The 22,653-nt window shown below is 70.1% G+C and carries 20 protein-coding genes; 18 read left to right on the plus strand and 2 right to left on the minus strand.

All coding sequences use genetic code 11. The annotated features are described in order from the left end of the window. The coding region (locus AC07C1_RS35040) for an acyl-CoA carboxylase subunit beta (RefSeq protein ID WP_478945759.1) at positions 1 to 918 on the plus strand (918 nt) is incomplete at its 5' end. A gap of 482 nt (positions 919 to 1,400) precedes the next feature. Beyond that, the gene (locus tag AC07C1_RS35045; RefSeq protein WP_478945760.1) at positions 1,401 to 2,231 is read left to right on the plus strand and encodes an AfsR/SARP family transcriptional regulator; all 831 of its coding nucleotides are present in this window, start codon (positions 1,401 to 1,403) and stop codon (positions 2,229 to 2,231) included. A gap of 767 nt (positions 2,232 to 2,998) precedes the next feature. On the opposite strand, the gene AC07C1_RS35050 is transcribed toward AC07C1_RS35045, so the two are convergent. Next, positions 2,999 to 3,820: an AfsR/SARP family transcriptional regulator gene (locus tag AC07C1_RS35050; RefSeq protein WP_478945762.1), complete on the minus strand. Its 822-nt coding sequence runs from the start codon at positions 3,818 to 3,820 to the stop codon at positions 2,999 to 3,001. A gap of 278 nt (positions 3,821 to 4,098) precedes the next feature. Between AC07C1_RS35050 and AC07C1_RS35055 the strand changes: the two genes are divergently transcribed. The 9 genes from AC07C1_RS35055 to wrbA all read left to right on the plus strand — a co-directional run bounded on the left by AC07C1_RS35055 (position 4,099) and on the right by wrbA (position 14,239). Further along, entirely contained in the window at positions 4,099 to 4,299 is a 201-nt protein-coding gene (locus AC07C1_RS35055; RefSeq protein ID WP_478945764.1) for a hypothetical protein, read from the plus strand. Positions 4,300 to 4,414: 115 nt separating this feature from the next. Then, the gene (locus AC07C1_RS35060; protein WP_478945766.1) at positions 4,415 to 5,416 is read left to right on the plus strand and encodes an AfsR/SARP family transcriptional regulator; all 1,002 of its coding nucleotides are present in this window, start codon (positions 4,415 to 4,417) and stop codon (positions 5,414 to 5,416) included. Between the two features lie 340 nt (positions 5,417 to 5,756). Next, positions 5,757 to 6,686 carry an aromatase/cyclase gene (locus AC07C1_RS35065; RefSeq protein WP_478945861.1) on the plus strand — a complete coding sequence of 310 codons (930 nt, stop codon included), beginning with the start codon at positions 5,757 to 5,759 and terminating at the stop codon, positions 6,684 to 6,686. A gap of 229 nt (positions 6,687 to 6,915) precedes the next feature. Beyond that, a complete protein-coding gene (locus AC07C1_RS35070; RefSeq protein WP_478945768.1) occupies positions 6,916 to 8,340 on the plus strand; it encodes a condensation domain-containing protein in 1,425 nt (474 codons plus the stop codon). A gap of 1,164 nt (positions 8,341 to 9,504) precedes the next feature. After that, the gene (locus tag AC07C1_RS35075; protein WP_478945770.1) at positions 9,505 to 10,575 is read left to right on the plus strand and encodes a type III polyketide synthase; all 1,071 of its coding nucleotides are present in this window, start codon (positions 9,505 to 9,507) and stop codon (positions 10,573 to 10,575) included. A gap of 30 nt (positions 10,576 to 10,605) precedes the next feature. Continuing rightward, on the plus strand, positions 10,606 to 11,175 hold the full coding sequence (locus AC07C1_RS35080) for a cupin domain-containing protein (protein ID WP_478945771.1): 570 nt from the start codon (positions 10,606 to 10,608) through the stop codon (positions 11,173 to 11,175). Next, positions 11,172 to 12,338 carry a DegT/DnrJ/EryC1/StrS family aminotransferase gene (locus tag AC07C1_RS35085; protein ID WP_478945773.1) on the plus strand — a complete coding sequence of 389 codons (1,167 nt, stop codon included), beginning with the start codon at positions 11,172 to 11,174 and terminating at the stop codon, positions 12,336 to 12,338. Before AC07C1_RS35080 ends, AC07C1_RS35085 begins: the two co-directional genes overlap by 4 nt. Then, positions 12,335 to 13,330 carry a class I SAM-dependent methyltransferase gene (locus AC07C1_RS35090; protein WP_478945775.1) on the plus strand — a complete coding sequence of 332 codons (996 nt, stop codon included), beginning with the start codon at positions 12,335 to 12,337 and terminating at the stop codon, positions 13,328 to 13,330. The genes AC07C1_RS35085 and AC07C1_RS35090 overlap by 4 nt, the downstream gene beginning before the upstream one ends. A gap of 297 nt (positions 13,331 to 13,627) precedes the next feature. Then, positions 13,628 to 14,239 carry an NAD(P)H:quinone oxidoreductase gene (wrbA, locus tag AC07C1_RS35095; protein WP_478945862.1) on the plus strand — a complete coding sequence of 204 codons (612 nt, stop codon included), beginning with the start codon at positions 13,628 to 13,630 and terminating at the stop codon, positions 14,237 to 14,239. A 351-nt stretch (positions 14,240 to 14,590) separates the two neighbouring features. On the opposite strand, the gene AC07C1_RS35100 is transcribed toward wrbA, so the two are convergent. Further along, the gene (locus AC07C1_RS35100; RefSeq protein WP_478945776.1) at positions 14,591 to 14,902 is read right to left on the minus strand and encodes a hypothetical protein; all 312 of its coding nucleotides are present in this window, start codon (positions 14,900 to 14,902) and stop codon (positions 14,591 to 14,593) included. Positions 14,903 to 14,927: 25 nt separating this feature from the next. Between AC07C1_RS35100 and AC07C1_RS35105 the strand changes: the two genes are divergently transcribed. The 7 genes from AC07C1_RS35105 (at position 14,928) to AC07C1_RS35135 (ending at position 22,440) form a co-directional block, all read left to right on the plus strand. After that, positions 14,928 to 16,514, plus strand: coding sequence for a class I adenylate-forming enzyme family protein (locus tag AC07C1_RS35105; RefSeq protein ID WP_478945778.1), 1,587 nt, complete (start codon positions 14,928 to 14,930; stop codon positions 16,512 to 16,514). Positions 16,515 to 16,573: 59 nt separating this feature from the next. Then, complete coding sequence (locus AC07C1_RS35110; RefSeq protein WP_478945780.1) at positions 16,574 to 17,647, plus strand: methyltransferase; 1,074 nt, start codon at positions 16,574 to 16,576, stop codon at positions 17,645 to 17,647. A 162-nt stretch (positions 17,648 to 17,809) separates the two neighbouring features. After that, positions 17,810 to 19,036 carry a methionine adenosyltransferase gene (metK, locus tag AC07C1_RS35115; protein WP_478945782.1) on the plus strand — a complete coding sequence of 409 codons (1,227 nt, stop codon included), beginning with the start codon at positions 17,810 to 17,812 and terminating at the stop codon, positions 19,034 to 19,036. Positions 19,037 to 19,196: 160 nt separating this feature from the next. Next, positions 19,197 to 20,180, plus strand: a complete 984-nt coding sequence (locus tag AC07C1_RS35120) for a carbohydrate kinase family protein (protein WP_478945784.1) — start codon at positions 19,197 to 19,199, stop codon at positions 20,178 to 20,180. After that, complete coding sequence (locus AC07C1_RS35125; protein ID WP_478945786.1) at positions 20,177 to 20,311, plus strand: hypothetical protein; 135 nt, start codon at positions 20,177 to 20,179, stop codon at positions 20,309 to 20,311. The genes AC07C1_RS35120 and AC07C1_RS35125 overlap by 4 nt, the downstream gene beginning before the upstream one ends. Further along, the gene (gene metF, locus AC07C1_RS35130; protein ID WP_478945788.1) at positions 20,308 to 21,174 is read left to right on the plus strand and encodes a methylenetetrahydrofolate reductase [NAD(P)H]; all 867 of its coding nucleotides are present in this window, start codon (positions 20,308 to 20,310) and stop codon (positions 21,172 to 21,174) included. Before AC07C1_RS35125 ends, metF begins: the two co-directional genes overlap by 4 nt. 351 nt (positions 21,175 to 21,525) lie before the next feature. Beyond that, positions 21,526 to 22,440, plus strand: coding sequence for an aromatic prenyltransferase (locus tag AC07C1_RS35135; protein ID WP_478945790.1), 915 nt, complete (start codon positions 21,526 to 21,528; stop codon positions 22,438 to 22,440). The last annotated feature ends 213 nt before the right edge of the window (positions 22,441 to 22,653 follow it).

Genomic DNA, 22,653 nt, shown 5'->3' on the forward strand with positions numbered 1-22,653 from the left:
GGCCTGGGCGGCGCCGACGTCCACGCCGAGACCTCCGGTGTCTGCCACTTCGCCTACGACGACGAGGAGACCTGCATCGCCGAGGTGCGGTACCTGCTGTCGCTGCTGCCGCAGAACAACCGCGAGTATCCACCCCACGGGCCGAGCACCGACCCGCCGGCGCGGCGGTCGGAGGTGCTGCTGGACCTCGTGCCGGTGGACGGCAACCGGCCCTACGACATGACGAAGGTCATCGAGGAGATCGTCGACGACGGCGAGTACCTGGAGGTCCACGAGCGCTGGGCGCGCAACATCATCTGCGCGCTGGCCCGGCTCGACGGCCACGTCGTCGGGATCGTCGCCAACCAGCCGCAGACCCTGGCGGGCGTCCTGGACATCGAGGCGAGCGAGAAGGCCGCCCGGTTCGTCCAGATGTGCGACGCGTTCAACATCCCCATCGTGACCCTGCTGGACGTCCCCGGGTTCCTCCCCGGCGTGGACCAGGAGCACGGCGGAATCATCCGGCACGGCGCGAAGCTGCTGTACGCCTACTGCAACGCGACCGTGCCGAGGATCTCGCTGATCCTGCGCAAGGCGTACGGCGGTGCCTACATCGTCATGGACTCCCAGTCCATCGGCGCCGACCTGACCTACGCCTGGCCGACGAACGAGATCGCCGTGATGGGCGCCGAGGGCGCCGCGAACGTCATCTTCCGCAAGCAGATCGCCGACGCGGACGATCCCGACGCGACGCGGGAGCGCATGGTCAAGGAGTACAAGGCCGAGCTGATGCACCCCTATTACGCGGCAGAGCGCGGCCTGGTCGACGACGTGATCGACCCCGTCGACACCCGTGAGGTGCTGAGCCGCTCCCTCGCGATGCTCCGCAGCAAGCATGCCGACGTGCCTTCGCGAAAGCACGGCAACCCGCCGCAGTAGCAGAGCACTTGAGGCCAGGTCACGGGAGCGGTCAGCCCCCCGTCACTCGAAAGCAAACAGACCGACACGTTTCTTGTCCCTGCGTTCCGGGCGTTTGACGGTCGCGTTGGACTGTCGGCCGAAGGATCACCGGGGCCCTCGCCCTGGGGGACGCCCGGGGCGAGGAGTTACTGCATATTTTCAGCCCGCCCATTCCGGACTTCCGTTGGCGCCTTGTTTTCGCTGCTCGGTGCGCTGCGAGAGGGGAAGGTGAGGACCACCCTGCGGTTTCTCCTGGCCGGGTCGGGAGGAATGCGAACGTCCGTTTGATATGGCTGGCGGAAAACCGTCGCTTCAGGGAGGCTTGAGGCGTCTTGGATTGACAAACCGACTGTGCTGTTTTTTTATCGGGGGTGTCCAGTTACAAGGCAGAGCATCGGGTCCCGGTGGTGGAAGCGCACCTGCCGAGCACCGGTTCTCCAGCCTGAACTCTTGGGGGGAATATGGACATCAAGGTGCTGGGACCACTATCAGTGCGCGAGAACGGAGTGTCGGTCGTCCCGACGGCGCCCAAGCCGCGGCAGGTCCTCGCCCTGCTCGCCCTGCACGCCGACCAGGTGGTTTCCGTGAGCGCTCTCGTGGAGGAGCTGTGGGGAGGCAAGCCTCCGCGTAGCGCGCGCACCACACTGCAGACCTATGTGCTGCAACTTCGGGAGCTGATCGCCGAGGCACTGGCCCACGGCGAGAACGAGCGGTGCACTCCCAAGGACATCCTCGCCACCGTCCCCGGCGGCTACCGCCTGGAGACGCGGGCGGGGACCGTCGACTTCCGGGAGTTCGAGCGTGGTGCGGGTGCCGGTTACCGGGCCATGGATGCGGAGGATCACACCGGCGCGGCCCGTCGGCTGGCCGACGCGCTGTCGCTGTGGACCGGGCCCGCGCTCACCGACATCCAGGCCGGCATCCGGATCGACATGGAGGCCAGGAGGCTGGAGGAGGCCCGGCTCTGCGCGCTTGACCAGCGCATCGAGGCCGACCTGCGGCTGGGCCGTCACCGCGAGCTGCTGCCCGAGCTGACGGTGCTGGTCAACCAGTACCGGATGCACGAGAGCCTGCACGGGCAGTTCATGCTGGCCCTCCACCGCTCCGGCCGGCGCGGTGAGGCGCTCGACGCCTACCGGCGGCTGCGCACCACGCTCGTCTCCGAACTGGGCCTGGAGCCGTCCGCCGCGCTCAGCCGGCTGCAGCGCTCGATCCTGATGGCCCGCCCCGAGAACGCGGCGGCAATGGCGCCGAACACCGCGGGCCACGGCCTGGTCGCCCGCACCGTCTGACATCCACCGTCCCCCGGCCCACCGTGTCCCGGCGGGCCGGGGAAAGAGGCATGTGCTGACGGGCCGCAGATTCCACCTGACCTCGCCCGCCGGTCTGTCGCCGCAGCGCTCGCGAGCAGGTCCGTCCGCGCCGAGGCGGGCTGTACACGACGCACACCCGGCACGGTGCCGGCCTACGGCACCTCTCGCCGGCCCGGTCGGAGCCCTGCCTCCCGCCGGCCTCCGCAACCGGACGCCGGGCGAGCGGACCACCGGGCCACTGTGACAGTGCCCGGTACCCCCTGACAGCGGCTCGGTCCAGGCGGGCACGAGGTACTCGCGGCGGTTGCCCCCGGCCGGCTCTCGACCGGTGAGAGGCCGCCTGCCCCGCGATCGGCGCACGGTCGTCGCCGAGGCCGTCGGCGTGCGCCCCCGGCTCAGCGACCGAGCACGCCGAGGCGTTCTCCGGGCGACCCCGGCACCGCCCGGGCGCAGAGCCGGGCAGCCATCCGGACCGAGCGCCGCCGCCCCCCGATCGTCACGGACGCCTGCGCCCGCCGCTCCACACCGCTGTCCCGGAACTCGGCCTCACACCTTGGGCCGACCACCTCGGCCCGACCGGACGACAGACCGGAACGTCTGGGCGGGCTGCGCGCCCCCGCCGCGCGCAGCCCGGTCGCCATGCGTCCGCAAGGCGGTCCGGGAGTGGGTCCGATGGGAGAGTGACGGCGAGGGACCGGCCGACTGTCCTGCGGACGATGGACGGATCTCGCCGCTCGCTGCCGGCATCAGGCGGCGTACAGGTCGAACGTGGACGTACGGCGCGGGCCCGCGGCGATGTCCAGGCGTGGATCGACCGCGAGCATCGCCTGATGCATGCGCTGCAGCTGCGGGGAGGGTTCCACGCCGAGTTCGTCGATGAGGCGCTGGCGCAGCCGGCGGTAGACGTCGAGCGCGGCGGCCTGCCGGCCCGAGCGGTACAGGGCCACCATCGCCTGGGAGTGCAGCCCCTCGTGCTGCGGATGACGGGCGACCAGGTCGGTCAGCTCGGGGATCAGTTCGACGTGCCGGCCCAGCCGGAGTTCGGCGTCGATGCGGCGCTCCCGGGCGACCAGACGGCTCTGCTCCAGCCGCATCACCTCGACCTCCAGCACCGGTCCCAGTCGGACGTCGACCAGCGCCGGCCCCTGCCACAGATCCAGTGCCTCGCGCAGCAGGGAGGCCGCGGCGGCGTCCTCCCCGTCCTCGAACGCTTGCCGGCCCTCGGTGACCAGCCTGTCGTAGCGGTTGACATCGACCGCCTCGGCGGGGATCTGCAACAGATAACCGCCGTAGCGGGTGGCGAGTACGTCCTTGGCCGAGCCGGGTACGTCCGGTCCCATGGCGGTGCCCAGCAGGCGGCGCAGCTGGAGGATGTACGTCTGGAGTGTCGTCAGCGAGCTTTGCGGCAGGTCGGTGGCCCAGATCTCCTCCATGAGGGTGGGCACCGGCACGACCCGGCCGGGGTTGAGGGCGAGCAGCGCCAGGATCTGGCGCGGTTTACCCGCCGTCGGGACGATCGAGATTCCGTTCACTTCCGCGTTCAGCGCACCCAGAACTTTTATGTTCATTCTTCCTCCGTACCGTTTCCGGTGTCGTCGGTTCAGAGCGTTGACGAGGTTCAGATGGTGCTTCAAGAACAATTCCCCGGCGCTTTTCGCGGGTCAGTCGCGAGGGGTGCTGCAGCTTCCGTCGAGATCGGTGCGAGGAGGTGTCGAGTCTTTCTCCAGTGCTCTCCCGTGACCAGCACTGACGGAGCGCTGACGTCCCGCTGACAAAACATCAGCACACCGGCGCTCCCCACTCGGGCATCTGTTCCGGCCGGGCCTGTGCTGTTACCTTTCCAGCCATGGCGACGGAAACGAAGCGTTCAACCGCCTATCGCGACGGGGAGCCCCTCATCATGGGACTGCTCGCCCGTCTGGGCCCGACGGGCGGGTGTGACTTCCTGCCGGACCTGCCGAGCCGGAAGCTGCTCGCCCTGCTGGGCCGTTATCACCGGCGCCCGGTGCGCGTGGGTTTCCCGGAGCCGGCCGCCGAGCGTCCTTGACATCCTCTGGAGAAACAGTCCACGCAAGCCTGAGATCCGCTGGTGAATCCTGCATTCCATAAGCGTGCCGACTACCGTGCCGAGAACTCTTTGGACATTCCCGTGCGAGGACGGCATGGAGTTTCGGATTCTGGGCTGCGTGGAGATCCGCGACGCCCGCACTGATCTGCGGATCGTGCCCGTGGGCGCCAAGCAGCGCGCGCTGCTCGGCGCGCTCGTGGTGAAGGCCGGCCAGGTCGTGCCCACCGGCCGCCTCGTCGACGAACTGTGGGGGGAGAACCCGCCGGTGAACGCGGCCAACGCCCTGCAGGCCCATGTGGCGCGGCTGCGGCGGCTGCTGCCGGCGCCCGCGCCCGGCTCGGCTGAGCGGCACCACGAGTGGCTGGTGACCCGTCCCACCGGATACGAGCTGCGCCCGGGTGACCTCGACGCCGACGTCGACGCACGCCGCTTCACGCGCCTGGCCGCCGAGGGACGGGAGGGGCTCGCCACCGATCCCGCCCGCTCGGCCGGCGTGTTGCGTGAGGCACTCGGACTGTGGCGGGGCGCGGCCCTGGACGGCAGCGGCCGGGGCGCCATCTGCTCGGCGGAGGCCGCCCTGCTGGAGGAGGGCAGGCTCGTCGCCCTGGAGACCCTGTACGACGCGAGCCTGCGCGCGGGGTCCGCACGGGAGATCACCGGCGAGCTGGAGGAGCTGACGATCGCTCATCCGCTCCGGGAACGGTTCTACGAGCTGCTGATGACCGCGCTGTACCGGTGCGGCCGGCAGGCGGAGGCCCTGGTCACGTACGACCGGGCGCGCCGCCGACTCGTACACGACCTGGGCATCGAACCGGGGCCCGCGCTGCGCTGCCGGCTGGAGTCGATCCTGCACCACCGGGACGGCGACGCGGACCTGACCGGACCGGCGCGGTCCGGGCCGCGGCGGCCGGAAACCGGCCTCACCGGGGTGCCGGACGGACCGTTGGGCGGTATGCGGGACCACGAGACCGACGTACGGCTGCTGCGGGACGAGATCGTGTGGCTGCGCCGCCACGTCGAGCGGCTCGCCCGGGACCAGCAGGATCTGCTCAACCGCCTCGACCGGCTCATGCCGCGGGAGGCGTCGGCCTTCTAGCGCGCTTCCCGGCGCCGGGGCGGTGGTCGTCGCCACGGCCTGCGCACAGACGCCCCCGGTCTCCTCCTCGGGACCCCGGGGCCGGCGGCCCCGCCGGATCGAGCGTGACCCGAGTGCGGCCCATGCCGTACGCGAGTGGCTTCCGACAGTATTGGCCGACCATCAGCGAAGTCTCGCCGGAGCGGCTGTCCGCACCCACGGCAGATCTCGGCCGGCCCCGCGGCCGCGCCGTGCGAGGGACATCGGTCGGCACGCACCGGGGTCCGGGACATCGGCGCGGCGCAGGCAGTCGCGGATCACGAGGGGGGCTGGAAGATTGTCGGTTGCGCGAGTGCACCGCGTGGTCTCGGAGGTGACCACGTCGGCCCCGGCCGCAGTGCTGTACGAACTGATCGCCGACGCCACCCAGTGGCCGCTGTTCTTCCGGCACTGCGTGCACGTGGAGCGGCTGGGCTTCGACGGCGCCCACGAGCGGCTGCGTATGTGGGCCATGACCGAGGGCCAGGTCTCCTCCTGGGTCTCCAGCCGCGATCTGGACGTCAGCGGCCGGTGCGTGACCTTCCGCCAGGACCTGACGGACGCTCCCGTCGCGTCGATGAACGGCATATGGGCCGTACGCCCGCTGGGCGACCGCAGCCAGGTGGTGCTGGAGTACCAGTTCACCGTCCCCGGTGACGCGCCCGCCGAGGTGGCCTGGACGGAGCGGGTCACCCGCGCCAACGGCCAGGCGCAGTTGGACCAGCTGGTCTGGGTCGCCGAGCGCTGGCCCCGCCTGGACGAACTCGAGCTGGTCCTCGAGGACACCGTGCGCTTCGAGGGTTCCGCCGACGCGGTATTCGACTTCCTCTACCGGGCCGAGGAGTGGACCGCCGGCCTGCCGCACGTGCGCAGCGTGCGGCTGGCGGAGAGCAAGCCCGGCGTTCAGGTGATGACGGTGGACGGCCTCGCCGGCGACGGCGGCGCGCACCACACCGAGTCGGTCCGCATCTGCTTCCCCGGCGCGGGCCGGCTCGTCCACAAGGAGACCATCACCTCCACCCTGCTGTCCGCGCACACCGGCGAATGGTCGGTCGAGCCCGACGAGTCAGGCGTCAACCTCACCGCCCGGCACCATGTGCTGCTGCGGGAGGACGCCATCGCCGACGTCCTGGGCGAGAAGGCGACCTTGGCGGACGCGCGACAGCATGTGCGCGACGTACTGAGCCGGCAGGACCACCTCGTCCTGAGCCAGGCGATCGGGTACGCCGCAGGCGCGGTGCGGGTGCTGTGACGGCCGGCGGGCGCCGGGCCGACGGTCACGGATCCCTGACACCGGGGCCGTCACCCGGCGCCCCAGCCATCGCCTGGCTTGTCACGAGCGGACCTCGAGCCGCGTTGACACGCCGTCAGCTCTCCGGCAGCGGGCTCCGGCACGATATCGCCCGGTGTGCCGCTTCCCGGCATCCCCGTGGCCTGCGGTCCTGTCCGGGATGAGGCAGTGACTGCGAGGAGGACGAGACATGGCGAGGTCGAGCCGCTGGCGCCGTGTACGGATCCGTACCGACCGCCGCACCACCGTGCCCGCCGGCGCGTCACGGCTGTCCGTGCCCGTGACCCGGCGGCGCTGCGACGCGTTGCTCGAATCCGCCGCGGACCGGTTCACGGGGCGGCATGTGGAGCAGGTCTGGTGGTGTTGGTACGGGCCGCTGGACACCGAGAGATTCGCCGCCGCCTGGCAGTCCGTCATGGACAGGGAAGCGATCCTGCGGGCGGCCTTCGAGCGGAAGCCGAGTCCGCACATCGTCTTCCACCCGCACGCCCGCACCGAGGTGATACGGCATCCCGCAGGCACCGTCGACTGGGACGGGCTGCTGGAGCAGGACCGGTTGCACGGCTTCGACGTGAGCCGCCCCGGTCCGCTGCGCGTCACTCTCGTCGACACCGAGGTACCTGACCGCACCCGAGTCCTGCTCACCTTCCACACCGGACTGCTGGACGCCCGCAGCGTGTTCGTCCTCCTGAACGAGTTCAGCCGCGCCTACCTCGCCGGCGGTGTCCTGCCCGGCGGCGAACGCAGGCCGGACATCCGCGACTGGATGTGCTGGCTGGAACATCAGGACACCACGCCGGCACGGGACTTCTTCAGCCGGGCCCTGCCCGCCGGCACGCCCGTCGTCCTGCCCGTGCTGCCCGGCTCACCCGGCCGGAAGCACGGAGGTGGCCGGGCGGAGGCCCGGCTGACCACCACGGAGGCGGACCGACTGCACCGGTGGGCGGCCACGCGGGGCCTGCCGGACTCCAGTGTGGTGCATGCCGCGTGGGCGCTGCTGCTCTACCGCGCGGCGAACACGACCGGCCCGGTCCCGGTGAGCTTCGGCATCGCCGTCTCCGGGCGCGGCATCGCCCTGGACTGTGCCGAGCGACTGGTGGGCCCACTGCGCGCCAGCCTGCCGGTGACCGTCCTGGTCGATCCCGCCTGGACGATCGGCCGGCTACTGGATGCCCTGCGTGACCGGGTGCTGGACATGGCGGTGTACGAATGGGTCTGTCTCGGGCAGATCCAGGAGTGGACCGGCCGGCCGGCCCCGTTGCCGCAGAGCCTGGTCTCCGTGGAGCCCACCTGGTGCTGGCCCACCGACCTGCGCGCCCAACTCGCCGATCGCGGCATCCGCTTCGGGCGGCAGCACACCGGCGGCGCGCACCCCGCGCTGCCGGTCGCCCTGCTCGTCCGGAGCGGTGCCGACGGCTCGCGGACACTCGCCGTCGTCCATGACCGGGCTCGCGTCTCGGACGCCGACGCGAACCTGCTGGCCGACCGGTGCGCTCGGCTGCTGCGCCATCTGCCCACCCTCGACGGCCCCGAGACCGTCACCGAGGTGCTGGACGAAATCCTCGCGGACGAGCCGCCCGGCGCCGCCCCGCCACGGCACGACGCGGGGTACTGACGGGTCCTGGGCCGCGGTGAGCCCTCCGCGCCGGAACACCGGGCCGGGTGCGACGACGGCCGCGGACGCCGGGACCGGTGTGGGTACCGGTACCGGTGCCGGGATGGGGGGGCGCCGGGAGCGGGGCCGGCCGCAGTGGCGGGCTGTGGTGCGGGTGCTGGTGCCATCGGCTGCTGGACGGGCAGCGGTGCGGGTGTCGGCGTTGGGATGGGCGCCTGCATCGACAGGGGCGAGTGCCGGCGTCCGTGTGGGCGCCTGCGTCGGTGTGGGCAGTAGGGCCGGCGGCCACGCCGTCCGCGCGCTCCACACCCTGCGTCCGAGGCGGGCGCGAACCGCCGTCGACGTGCCCGCGAGGCACAGTCCACCCGCCGGCCACCCGCCGTCGACCCGCTCTCCACCCCGCCCCGAGCGGCCCGCGGCCCCGACCCGATGCCGGGCCTCGCCGGACTGTTCTGCCGCCGGGGTGCGCGGGCCTTGTCCGTACGCCCTCGCTCAGGTGCGACGGGTCAGGTCACGCGCCGAGAGGAAGCCTCTGGCGTGCGCGTTCGCCCGCCCACGCGCCGTACCCGCACGAGTGCCTGGGCGCGTCCGCCCGGAACGGACCGGCGGGCTTCGCCGTGCGGCCCGGTGAGAAATTCGATTGAGGTGTGACCTGGGTCACCCGATGATGCGCTTGGCGCGGGCACTCCTCGCGTGTCACGATTTCGGCACACCTTCCCTGCCCAAAAACAGCCGCAAGGCAGTGGATTGACTGTCGTCCGCCGGTTTGTACAGGCGAGACGGAGCCCCTGTGATCCACGGCAGCCGGCTGCTTTTTCCGAGCAGTTGAAGTCCCTTCCTTGAAGGACAGGTGCACTCGCCGTCGACGTTTTCCGTCCGACGGGCCGCCAACCATCGCTTCGCCGCGTAGCCCGGTGCTGCCCGAGAGCGCGTCGACTCACCGGCGGGCAAGCGGCGTTGAAGGCCGATGAGACCGCCCGCCAGGGCCATGCGGCGTGCGACCGGGAGTTGCGCCTGCCCGCCGGGCTCATCGGCGGGCATGTCAGGCCACCGTGAAGAACCTCGTCAACAACCACACCGAGAGATGGCGGGCGAGGCGACCTGTCATCAGCTCAACGCCCCACTGCCCTTGCTGTCGAGACTCCAGAGAAGTGGATGCCAGATATGCCGAGGCTATGCAAGCCGGCGATGAATGCGCCCGAACACGTCATCACAGTGGAAGAGACTCTGGACTTTGCCGAAAGAGCTCATGCCGGAAAGCCGCAGCTCGCTCTGGCGCTTCGCCTGATCCGGAACACGGGCGTCAAGAAGCGGCACATCGTCCAGCCGATCGAGAAGACGCTCCACCACCCGGGCTTCCAGGAGCGCAACCGCGTCTACGAGATCGAGTCGAAGAAGCGCACGCCCCAGGTCATCGAGCAGGCACTGGCCAACGCCGAACTGAAGGCCCGTGACATCGACGCGATCATCTACGTGTCGTGCACCGGGTTCCTGATGCCCTCGCTGACGGCATGGCTGATCAACAAGCTGGGCTTCCGCTCCGACACCCGGCAGATACCCATCGCCCAGCTGGGCTGCGCGGCGGGCGGAGCGGCGATCAACCGGGCCCACGACTTCTGCATGGCCCACCCCGGCAGCAACGTCCTGATCGTCTCCTGCGAGCTGTGCTCGTTGTGCTACCAGCCCGACGCGGACGACATCGGCTCACTGCTGTCCGACGGCCTGTTCGGCGACGCGGTCGCCGCCGCCGTCGTACGAGGGGAAGGCGGCGTCGGCATCGACCTGGAGCGCAACGCCTCCTACCTCATCCCGGACACCGAGGACTGGATCTCCTACGCCGTCAAGGACACCGGCTTCCACTTCCAGCTGGACCGCCGCGTGCCCGGCACGATGGAGCCGCTCGCTCCGGTCCTGCGCGAGCTGGCCAAGGACCACAGCTGGGACGCCGGCAAGCTCGACTTCTACATCATCCACGCCGGCGGCCCGCGCATCCTCGACGACCTCGCCAAGTACCTCGAGGTCGACCGCGACGTGTTCCGCCACAGCTGGTCGACCCTGAGCGAGTACGGCAACATCGCCAGCGCCGTCGTACTCGAGGCCGCCCGCAGGATGTTCGAGGAGGACACCCCGGCGCCCGGTGCGACCGGTCTCATCGCGGGCTTCGGTCCCGGTATCACCGCCGAGATGGCGCTCGGTACCTGGGCGGCCGACGACGTCCCGCAGACCTTCGACTGAACCCACGCGCCCACTAAGGAAGCGGAGCATATGACCGACCTCATCATCCCGGCCGGTGTCGGGCGAAAGCTGGTCACCCCGGCGCAGGAGGTGACGTTCAAGGCCACGAAGGAGATGGGATCCTCCATATCGATCTTCGAGGTGATCGTTCCGCCCGGATTCGATGTCGGGGCGCACGTCCACAACCACTCCCAGGAGTTCTTCTACGTCCTGGAAGGCGAGCTGGACCTGCTGTGCTTCGAGCCGACCGAGCGCACGACGGACACCTGGCACCACTGGGAGTCCCCCAAGGGCGACCGCGTCGTCCGCGCCGGTGAGGGCAGCTGCATGTTCGTACCCCCCGGCACCCCGCACGCCTTCCGGAACGCCACGGACAAGCCGGTGAAGATGCTCTTCCAGAGCTATCCCTCGCCCGAGCACGAGGCCTACTTCGAGGAGATCGCCGAGATCTGGTCGCGCGGTACCGCGGTGGACCCCGCGGCCGTGGAAGCGATGCGTCAGCGGTACGACGTCAGCCAGCTCACGCCGCTGCGCTTCCAGCCGCCGTCGACCACCGGGATCCCCAGCCAGGAAACGAACGCGAAGCGGAGCGAGAAGTGACCGCGACGGAAGCGATCCCCCTGGTCCACGCGAGCCTGGGAGAGCGGGAACTCGCGGCTGTCGCGGAGGTGTTCGCCTCGGGCTGGCCGGCCGGGCAGGGCCCGAAGGGCAAGGCCCTGGAGGCCCAGCTGGTCGAGCGGTACGGGGTCGGTGACGCCGTCGCGCTGTGCAACGCCGGCGCCGCGCTGCACGTGTCCCTGCTCGCGCTCGGGGTCAAGCCGGGTGACGAGGTGATCGTCGCCGACTACGGGTTCCCGGCACCCGCCCACGCCGTGCGCTACCTCGACGCGGTCCCGGTCTGTGCCGATGTGCGTGCGGACACCGGCACCATCGACCCGCAGGCGGTGGCCGACCTGATCACTCCGCGTACCGTCGGCGTGATCGCGGTGGACACGGTCGGCCTCCCCGCCGACTATGTGCAGCTGCAGGCGATCGCCGACCGCCACGGTCTGTTCCTCATCGAGGACGCCGCCTGCGCCGTCGGCGCGAAGTACCAGGGCCGAGAGGCGGGCGCGCTCGCCGAGGTGGGCGTCCTGTCCTTCCACGGGCGCAAGGGAGCCAGCAGCGGTGAGGGCGGTGCGCTGCTCGCCGCCGACCCGAAGATCGGCTCGGACGCGCGGCTGCGCGCCTCCTTCGGCATCGGCAGCATCTTCGACATGGGCAAGGTCGTCGGCCTGCCCATCCCGGAGTTCACCCAGATCGGCTACAACTACAAGCTGTCCGACATCGCCGCTGCGATCCTCCAGGTGCAGCTGGGCCGGATCGACGAGCTGCTGGGCCGCCGCGACGCCGTCGCCGGGCAGTACGGCGAACTCCTCGCCGGCGAGGAGCTCCTGACCGTGCCGTATGTGCCGGAGGACCGTACCCACGCCTGGCAGACCTACATGGTGACGCTGGACCCGAGCGTGGACCGGGCGGCGGTCGCCACCGAGCTGCGCGCCAAGGGCATCGGCTGCGGGCACGGCACGTTCGCGGCCCACATCCAGCCCGTGTTCGAGTCGAAGCACACGTGCCCGGTCTCGGCGGATCTCTTCCAGCGCCAGCTCGCCATACCCATGCACGCGGAACTCAGCACCGACCAGGTCGAACGGGTCGTGGATGCCCTGCGCAGCGCGGTCCGGACCCACTCGGTGCCCACCCGGAGCCTTGGAGGGGCAGCATGACGGACAACCAGCCGGCACCGGACGGCGTACTGCGGCTGATCAACGGTTACTGGGCCACCGGCGTCGTCGGCGCCGCGGCCGGCCACTCGCTCTTCACCCACCTCGAGGACGGGGCGGACACGGCCGCGGAGCTGGCCACCCGCGCCGGGATCGCCGAGCGGGGCGCGCAGACCCTCCTCGACGGCCTCGTCAGCGTGGGCCTGGTCGAGCTGCACGAGGGCCGGTACCGCAACACGCCCGAGGCGTCCGCCTACCTGGTCGAGGGCAAGCCCACCTCCCTGACCAGCTTCGCCAAGCTGAAGCTGAAGCACATGGGCAGCCTGACCGCGCTGCCGGACGTGGTCCGCGCCGGGGGGCCGGTGAAGGACCCGACGACCGAAGTGGCCGACAACCCGCACTGGGAGGAGATCGTCCCGGCCATCGCCGCGCAGTCGGTGCCCGCCGCGACGGTCGCCGCCGAGGTGCTCGGGCTGGCCCGGGCCGGTGAGATCTCCATCCTCGACGTCGGCGGTGGTTCGGGCATCTACTCGGCCATCTGGCTGGCGGCCAACCCGGCCGCCTGCTCGACCCAGCTCGACTGGGAGCCGATCAACGCGATCGCCCGCCGGCTGCTGGCGGAACGCGGTGTGGCCGACCGGTTCACCACGGTCGACGGTGATTTCCACACCACCGACTTCGGCACCGCGAAGTACGACGTCGCGGTGTACTCCCACATCGCCCACCAGGAGGGACCGGACGACAACGTCGCGGTCTTCGCCCGCCTCCGGGACGCCCTCAAACCCGGCGGTGCCCTGGTCGTCTGCGACTACGTCGTCGACGACGATCGCAGTGGTCCGGCTTTCCCGCTGCTCTTCGCCGCGGAAATGCTGCTCAAGAGCAAGCAGGGCGGCACCTGGCGGCGTTCCGACTACCACGGCTGGCTCGTCAAGGCCGGCTTCAAGAATGTCTCGTTTCATTCTGCGCCGCCCGCCTCCTTGGTCATCGCTCGATAGGGTAAATCACGTTCGCCGTTCGTGGGTGCGCCGACTGGGGCAACAGCCGGCGCACCCCGCTGATGTCTTGGGGGGATGGATGGCGGAAGAAACCGAGCCGGCCGATCTCTTCCCGGTATCCGCGAAGGCCGAGCGAATCACCATCGAGGGATGACGCGGGATCCGACGCGTCGTCACCCCACGGGTAACACCACAAACTCCGTCGTATTGATATGGCAATTCCGGTTGGAGAAGGCCCTGCTGATATCCGGCAACGGACAGCGGCGCCGCCAGGTAGCAAGCGAGAAAAGGAAACCGATCGTGGAATCCGTGAACGTAGCCGTCATCTACTACAGTGCCTCCGGAACTGTGCACGCCCTGGCCAAGGCCGCCGCCGAGGGAGCGGAGAAGGCCGGCGCCGACGTGCGCCTGCGCAAGGTCGCCGAAACGGCCCCGCCGGAGGCGATCAACGCCAACCCGGCCTGGGCCCAGCACGTCCAGGGAGAGAGCGCCGACGTGGCCGAGGCCGCCCACGACGACCTGGCGTGGGCCGACGCGGTGCTGTTCGGCACCCCCACCCGCTTCGGCAACCCGGCCAGCCAGCTCCGGGCGTTCATCGACACCACCGGCCCGCTGTGGTTCCAGGGCAAGCTCGCGGACAAGGTGTACTCGGCCTTCACCGCCTCCAACACCGCCCACGGCGGCCGGGAGTCGACCATCCTGGCGCTGAGCAACACCTTCTACCACTGGGGTGGCATCATCGTGCCGCCCGGCTACACCGACCCCATCCAGTTCCAGACGGGCACCCCCTACGGCACCGCCACCGGGGCCGGCGCGCCCAGCGACGAGACGCTGCAGGCCATCCGCTACCAGGCCCGGCGGGTCACGGACACCGCGGCGGCGCTGAAGGCCGGCCGCCCCGCCTCTTGACGACCCGCGGGTGACGTCGCTTCAGGCGATGTGACCGCGCTGGACCGAAGCCACCGTCGCAGCGGCGGTCCCGGGCATCCGTGCCCGGGACCGCCGCTGCGGCCGTTCGCGGCGAAGCCCGCAGCTGTCCCTGCCTGACGGAGGCCCTGCCCGGCTGGGCACGCCTGCCCCGGGCGCGAAGCACGGTGCGGCCGTACCGCCGAGGAGAACCCTCACGAGCCGCGCTCTCGGATCACCCCAGAGGTGCTGGACGCGGCCTCCCCGGCCGCGGCGTCATGAGGAGGGGCCCAGTCCGCACACAGGCGCGGCGGCCTCCGGCCGCGCTGCGCCGAGGCTTCGGTGCCGGCACCCTCAGGGCGGCGACGGCCGGGAGGTCCTGGCCGGACCGGCCTGATCCTGTCCGCCGCGCATCGACTTCACCCCACTTCCGGTGCGGTCGGCGGCCGGCGTGGTGACACCGGCGACCGACGCAGCCATCACCCACTTCCGCCGCCGGCAGGCCCAGCCGACCGCGGTGAACGTGGTGCTGCTCGCCGCCGCTGTCGCGGTGGCGCGGAGCCGCTGGGCTCCCCACTCCTTCCGACGAGCGGCCGAGGTGTCCTCGACGCCCACCCTTGCGCCCCCCGGCACCCGCACCCAGCCGACGACAGCCCGAATGTCCACCGATCACTGCGAAGGAGACAGCCCGATGAAGGGGTCTGTGGCCTATCAATCGATACAGAAACGCGGTCTTCACATCGGCCTGCTGCCGGCGATGGCCGCGGCCGTCAACGGGGCGACGCCGATCACTCTCGACCACGACCTGGACGTACTTCCCGAGGTGGGCCGGCACCTGACGGTCTCCCGGCTCGCCGAGCTGGTCGATGACCTGGCGGCCCGCCTGTGGGCCGCCGGTGTACGGCCCGACCAGCACATCGTGCTCCACAAGCAGGCGAACGCCGATGTGTGGGTGCTGGCGTGTGCCGCGTCCCGGATCGGCGCGGTGCCCGTGATGCTCTCGCCCAGCCTGGACGCGGTGACCGTCGGTGCCCTGCTCTCGCGGGTCGACCGGCCCAACCTGCTCACCGACGAACACAAGCTCGATGTGCTGGCCGAGCTGCCGCTGGCGGAGCTGACCCGACGGGTGATCATCGTGTCCGGTGAGCGGCCGCGGGCCATATCGCTGGGGACGCTCGCCGGGGCGCCACGGGTCAAGCCGGTGATCAGGCCCATCGACGAGGCCGCCGTGATCACCCACACCTCAGGCACCACCGGGCTGCCCAAGTTGGTCGTGCACACGCCCCGCACCCAGGGCATCCGGCTCAAGCCGCAGTGGCGGCTGCTCTCCCTCCTGCGCAAGCGGGAGAACGTCGCGATCCACATCCCCTTCGTGCACTCCCGGAATGTCGCGGCGATGGCCCTGGCCCTCCTGAAGGAGATGCCGGTGCTGCTCATGAACGAGTCGGACCCCGACACGGTCGCCGAGCTGTTCCTCGAGAACCGGCCCGGGCTGGTGGAGGCGCTGCCCAACTCGCTGATGGCGTGGGAGGGCCTGGCCGAGGACCCGCGCAAGCCGTTCGCCTCGGTGAAGTACTTCAGCAGTACCTTCGACGCGATCCACCCCGGGACGATGAGCCGACTCCTCAAGTCGTCCGATCGGCGGGGCGCGCTGTTCTTCCAGATCTACGGGCAGAGCGAGGTCGGGCCCGCCGTCGGCCGCGCCTACTTCCGCACCTCCGCCCACAAGGCCAACGGCCGCTGCGTAGGCTGGCAGATGCCCGGGGGTTCCGCGAAGGTCCGCGTCGTCAGCCGCGACGGCAAGCGGCCGACGGAACAGAACCCCGGCCGCATCGAGGTCTCCTGGCCCGGTCTGGCCAAGACCTACTTCGCCGAGCAGGAGCGCTACGACAGCAACCGCGACGGCGACTGGTGGGGCACCGGGGACGTTGGCTACTTCACCAGGTTCGGCTGCCTGCACATGCTCGACCGTGAGGTCGACATGATCCCCGGGGTGCGCAGCTCCCTCGAGGTCGAGGACCTGGTCCTCGGCAAGCTGCACGAACTGAGCGAGCTGGTCGTGGTCCAGGGCCCCGACTCCGAGGCCGTCCCGGTGCTCTGCACCCACGGCGACCAGCCGCTGGACCTGGACCGCTGGCGCGCGGCCGTCGCCGGTTTCCCCCAGCTCGCCGACCCGGTCCAGATCCCCGAGGCCGAACTGCCCCGCACCGGCACCCTGAAGGTTCAGCGACTCGCGCTGGCCGACCGGCTCAAGGACCAGCTCAGGGACCGGGCGTGACCCGTGACCGGCCGACCGCCACGGCAGTGGAAACCATCTACTCGAAAGAGACGAGTCCAATGACATCGGAAGCCACGCTCGCACGATTCCGTGAGTACATGGTGGGCCCCTCGCGGTTCATGACCTTGCTGTCCAGCTTCGAACTCGGCCTCGTCGACAAGATCCGGGAGACCCCGGGCCAGACCGCGGCCGAGCTGGGCGAGGCGATCGGCGCCAAGGCGGATGCCGTGGAGCAGCTCCTTCTGCTGCTGGTCAAGGAGGGCTTCGTCACGCACGACGAGGCGTCCGGCGCCTACACCCTCGACGCCCTCGCCGATGTCGCCGAGGGCGATCTGAAGCGTGCGCTCGCCTACATGAACATGATCAAGGTGGTGGCGCTGCGGCAGTTGTTCTATCTCACCGAGAGCACCCGGACCGGCACACTCGTCGGCCTGAAGGAGCTGTACGGGGTGAGCGAAGGCACCCTGTACGGCGCTGTGGCCGAGCACCGGGATCTGCGGGACGCCTGGGCGAACCTGATGAACACGGTCACCGCCAACATCGACCCCTGGTTCTTCGCCAACGTCGACATCCCCGCCGGCGCTCAGGTGCTCGACCTCGCCGGCAACACCGGTCTCGGGGCGATCCACACCTACGAGCACAAGGCCTCCGAGGGGCTCCGGGTCACCACCTTCGACCTGCCGGAGAAGGAGAACGAGGCCCTGGAGAACTTCAAGTCCCACGGTGTGGCGGAGCACTGCTCCTTCATCGGCGGTGACGTCTTCGACGGAGTCCCCAAGGGCTTCGACATCGTCCTGATCAAGCACTTCCTGGACATGTTCGACAAGGACGACGTGGTCAGGATCCTCAAGGGCGTCAACGAGGCCCTGGAGGTCGGCGGTCAGGTCAACATCATGGTGCCGGTGTATCCGGAGGACATCACGGACACCGACAACTACAACGTCGACTTCTTCCCGGCCTTCTTCATCGGCTGCGCCATGGGCCAGGGCGGCCCGCAGAAGCTGTCCACCTATCAGAGCTGGCTCGAGGAGTGTGGGTTCAAGGTGACGAAGGCGGTCACCAAGGACGCCTCCGAGATTCCGCCGGACGTCATCCCGGTCCAGGCCATCCTGTCCGCGACAAAGGTCGCGTGAACGGCCGAGTCAGCACCCTCTCCTGGAACGCGGGGCGCCCGGACCGGCATCCGGGCGCCCCGCCGGGACCCGGAGTTCCGCGCAGCCACTGATCCAACGCCTCGATGGTCAGGGCGTTTTCATGCGTTGACCTGTGACCACCCACCTATGCCTTGGAGTGCCATGTCCCGCCGCCTGTTCACCTCGGAATCCGTGACCGAGGGGCACCCCGACAAGATCGCCGACCAGATCAGCGACACGATTCTCGACGCGCTGCTGCGTCAGGACCCGGCCTCGCGCGTCGCGGTGGAAACCCTGATCACCACCGGTCAGGTGCACATCGCGGGCGAGGTGACCACCGCCGCCTACGCCGACATCGCCACGCTGGTGCGGGAGAAGATCCTCGACATCGGTTACGACTCCTCTGCCAAGGGCTTCGACGGCGCTTCCTGCGGCGTCTCCGTGTCCATCGGCGCGCAGTCCCCGGACATCGCGCAGGGCGTCGACACCGCCTACGAGTCCCGGGTCGAGGGTGCCGCCGGGCAGGGAGACGTCGACGACCTGGACCGGCAGGGCGCGGGCGACCAGGGTCTGATGTTCGGGTACGCGACCGACGAGACGCCCGCCCTGATGCCGCTGCCGATCGAGCTGGCCCATCGCCTCTCGCGCCGGCTGACCGAGGTCCGCAAGGACGGCACCGTCCCCTACCTGCGTCCCGACGGCAAGACCCAGGTCACCATCGAGTACCTGGGCAACCGCCCGGTCCGCCTGGACACGGTCGTGGTCTCGTCGCAGCACGCGAGCGACATCGACCTGGACGGGCTGCTCACCCCCGACATCCGCCAGCACGTCGTCGAGCCCGTCCTGAAGCAGCTCGCCGACGACGGCATCAAGCTGGAGACCGAGGAATACCGCCTGCTGGTGAACCCGACCGGCCGCTTCGAGACCGGCGGCCCGATGGGCGACGCCGGCCTGACCGGCCGCAAGATCATCATCGACACCTACGGCGGCATGGCCCGGCACGGCGGCGGCGCCTTCTCGGGCAAGGACCCGTCCAAGGTGGACCGCTCGGCCGCCTACGCGATGCGCTGGGTCGCCAAGAACGTCGTCGCGGCCGGCCTCGCCGAGCGCTGCGAGGTGCAGGTGGCGTACGCGATCGGCAAGGCCGAGCCGGTGGGCCTGTTCGTCGAGACGTTCGGCACCAACACGGTCGCCGTCGAGAAGATCGAGGAGGCCATCACGTCGGTCTTCGACCTGCGTCCGGCCGCGATCATCCGCGACCTGGACCTGCTGCGCCCGATCTACTCCCAGACCGCTGCCTACGGTCACTTCGGCCGTGAGCTGCCCGACTTCACCTGGGAGCGCACCGACCGCGCCGACGCCCTGCGCAAGGCGGCCGCGGCGGTCTGACCGCGCGCCGTCGCCGGGACCGTCCCGGCGCACCAGCCAGCGGGGAGCGGTGGCCAGCCCCCGTCCCACCGCTCTCCGCTGATTTCGCCGCAAGCCCAGTCGTTCCCTCCGCCGAAACCGGCCCGGATCGTCCCGCCCAGAGGTTCAAGGAGCACGAGCTGTGCGTATCGCCGTGACCGGATCGATCGCGACCGACCATCTGATGGTGTTTCCAGGGCGTTTCGCCGAGCAGCTGATCAAGGACCAGCTGGAGCGGGTCTCGCTGTCGTTCCTCGCCGACCGGCTCGAGGTGCACCGGGGCGGCGTCGCCGCCAACATCACCTTCGGTCTCGGCCTGCTCGGTCTCGACCCCCTCCTGGTCGGCGCAGCGGGTGTGGACTTCGCCGAGTACGACGCCTGGCTGCGGGCGAACGGCGTCGACACCTCCGCCGTGCGGGTCAGCGAGACCCTGCACACCGCGCGTTTCGTCTGCACCACCGACGAGGACCAGAACCAGATCGCCACCTTCTACGCCGGTGCCATGGCCGAGGCCCCCCGCATCGACCTGGCCGAGACCGCGGAGCGCACCGGCGAACTCGCGCTCGTCCTGGTCGGCGCCGACGACCCCGCGGCCATGCTGCGGCACACCGCCACCGCCCACCGCCTCGGCATCCCCGTCGCGGCCGACCCCTCCCAGCAGCTGGCCCGCCTCGACCGCGAGCAGGCCCGCCAACTGGTGGACGGGGCAACCTGGTTGTTCACCAACGAGTACGAGGCCGCCCTGCTGCTCGAACGCACCGGCTGGAGCGAGGAGGACCTCCTGGGCCGGGTCGGCACCTGGATCACCACGCTCGGCGCGGAGGGCGTGGCGCTGGCCCGCTCCGACGCGCCCCGGCTGCGCGTCCCGGCCGTGCCCACGGACAGGATCGCCGACCCGACGGGTGCCGGTGACGCCTTCCGCTCCGGTTTCCTCGCCGGCCTCGCCTGGCGGTTGCCGCCGGAACAGGCCGCCCGGCTGGGCTGCGCCCTGGCCACCACCGTGCTGGAGTCGGTCGGCACCCAGGAGTACAAGCTGCTCGCCGCCGACCTGGTCGACCGCATCGGGCAGACGTACGGCGACGACGCGGCCCGCGCCATCGAGCCTCACCTGGCGGGCGGCTCGTGAACACGGAACAGCACCGGCGCGCGACCGCGCCGCGGGAAGCACCGGTCACCCGTGAGGTGACCGCCGACGCCTCGAACGCCACGGGGACGGCCGAGTACGAGATCATCGTCCATGAGGGAGGCCGTGCGTGACGACCTTCTCCTTCGAGTTCTTCCCGCCGAAGACGGCCAAGGGAGAGCAGACGCTGTGGGAGGCCATCCGCCGGATCGAGCCGCTCGGGCCGGACTTCGTGTCCGTGACCTACGGCGCCGGCGGCTCCTCGCGGGACCGGACGGTGACGGTCACCCGGCGCATAGCCGCCGAGACGACCCTGCGTCCCGTCGCCCATCTGACCGCGGTCGGCCACTCGGTGGCCGAACTGCGGCACATCATCGGCCAGTACGCGGACGCGGGCATCCGCGATGTCCTGGTGCTGCGCGGTGACCCACCGGGCGCCCCGAAGGGCGCGTGGACGGCGCACCCACGAGGCTTCCGGTACGCCTACGAACTGGTCGAACTGGTGCGCTCGCTGGGCGACTTCCGGATCGGGGTGGCGGCGTTCCCCGAGAAGCACCCGCGTTCGGCGGACTGGGACTCCGACATCCGGCACTTCATCGCCAAGTGCGAGGCCGGCGCCGACTACGCCATCACCCAGATGTTCTTCCACGTGGAGGACTATCTGCGGCTGCGCGACCGGGTCGCCGCCGCCGGCTGTGACGTCCCGATCATCCCGGAGATCATGCCGGCCACCGACCACCGGCAGATCGCCCGTTTCGCCGAGCTCTGCGACGCGGCATTCCCCGAGGACCTCGCCAGTCGCCTCTACGCGGCCCGGAACGCCCCGACGGACGGCCACCGCATCGGCGTGGAGTACGCCACCGCCATGGCCGAACGCCTCCTCACCGAGGGCGCCCCCGGCCTGCACTACATCACCCTCAACAAGTCCACGGCGGCCCTGGACATCCACCGCAACGTACTGAGTGCGCCCAGCACCAGGGTCCTCAACGCCTGCTGAGTTCCGTCGGTACGCCGCTCATGCGGACGTGACCGAACTCAACACGAAGTGGCCCAGGGCACCTTCGGGCGCCCTTGCTTTCGAGGTGCCGATCGTGTCACGATTTGAGCACGCCTTCCCTGCCCAAATGCCGCCGACGAGTGCGGCATTCATCCGGGCCTGTGCCCAGCACCTTCCGGCCCGTGACTCGGGCTGTCAGAGCCGGCACTCCGTTGCGCATCCATGATCGAGGGTCGACGCTCCCCGTGCGCTGCCCGGAATTGTCCTGCTCGGTTCGGGCGCGTGGTGCCCCGGTCTGCGGCGCAAAGCTTGCGAAATTCAATCAAGCACCGAGATTGACTCTTTGGAGTGATGATGTCGGGAACAGTCGATGTGGCCAGTGTCTACTCGGCCATTGAGAAGTCAGCCGGCCTGCTGGACGTGAAGACCTCGCGTGACAAGGTCTGGCCCATCCTGACCGCGTTCGAGGATGCGCTTCCGCAGGCCGTGATCGCTTTCAGGGTGGCCACCAACGCGCGCCACGAGGGTGAGTTCGACGCTCGCTTCACCCTTCCCAAGGAGGTCGACCCGTACGCCGTCGCCCTGTCGAAGGGGCTGATCGCGGAGACGGACCACCCCGTCGGCGCCCTGCTCCCGGACCTGCAGCAGCTCTGCCCCATCGACAGTTACGGCGTCGACTTCGGAGTCATCGCCGGGTTCAAGAAGGTCTGGGCGTACTTCCCGGGCGGAGAGCACGAGACCCTGGCCAGGCTCACCGGCCTCCCGTCGATGCCGCGGAGCCTGGCCGAGAACGTCGATTTCTTCACCCGCTACGGCCTGGCCGAGAAGGTGGACGTGATCGGGATCGACTACCGCAGCCGAACGATGAACGTGTACTTCGCGGCGCCTGCGGAATGCTTCGAGAAGGAGACCGTCCTGGCGATGCACCGGGACATCGGTCTGCCGAACCCGAGTGAGCAGATGTTCAACTTCTGCCAGAAGTCGTTCGGGCTCTACACCACCCTGAACTGGGATTCCCCGAAGATCGAGCGGATCTCCTACGGAGTGAAGACCCAGGACCCGATGTCGTTCTTCGCCCGGCTCGGCACCAAGGTCGAGCACTTCGTGAAGAGTGTTCCGTACGGTGTCGACGACCCCAAGATGGTCTACGCCGCCGTGACGTCCACCGGCGAGGAGTACTACAAGCTGCAGTCGTACTACCGCTGGCGCTCCGTCAGCCGGCTGAACACCGCCTACATCGCCGCTCGCGACAAGGAAACCGCATAAACCACGGAAGCGGTCGACGACTCCTCAGAGAACCCCGCCTGTCGCGGGGTTCTCTTTTTTGAGCTGCTCACGCAATGAGGCGGTTCGGCAGCGAGGGCCCTGCCCGCCCAGCGTCACGAATCCCTTGAGATCACTTGCCGAAAGGGCGCGGCTTCGGCTCGGGCACGACCCGCCGGCGCCGTCACCTGCGCCGGATCCGATGTGCCCGCCAGG

The sequence above is a fragment of the Streptomyces sp. NPDC045022 genome, assembly GCF_056432605.1.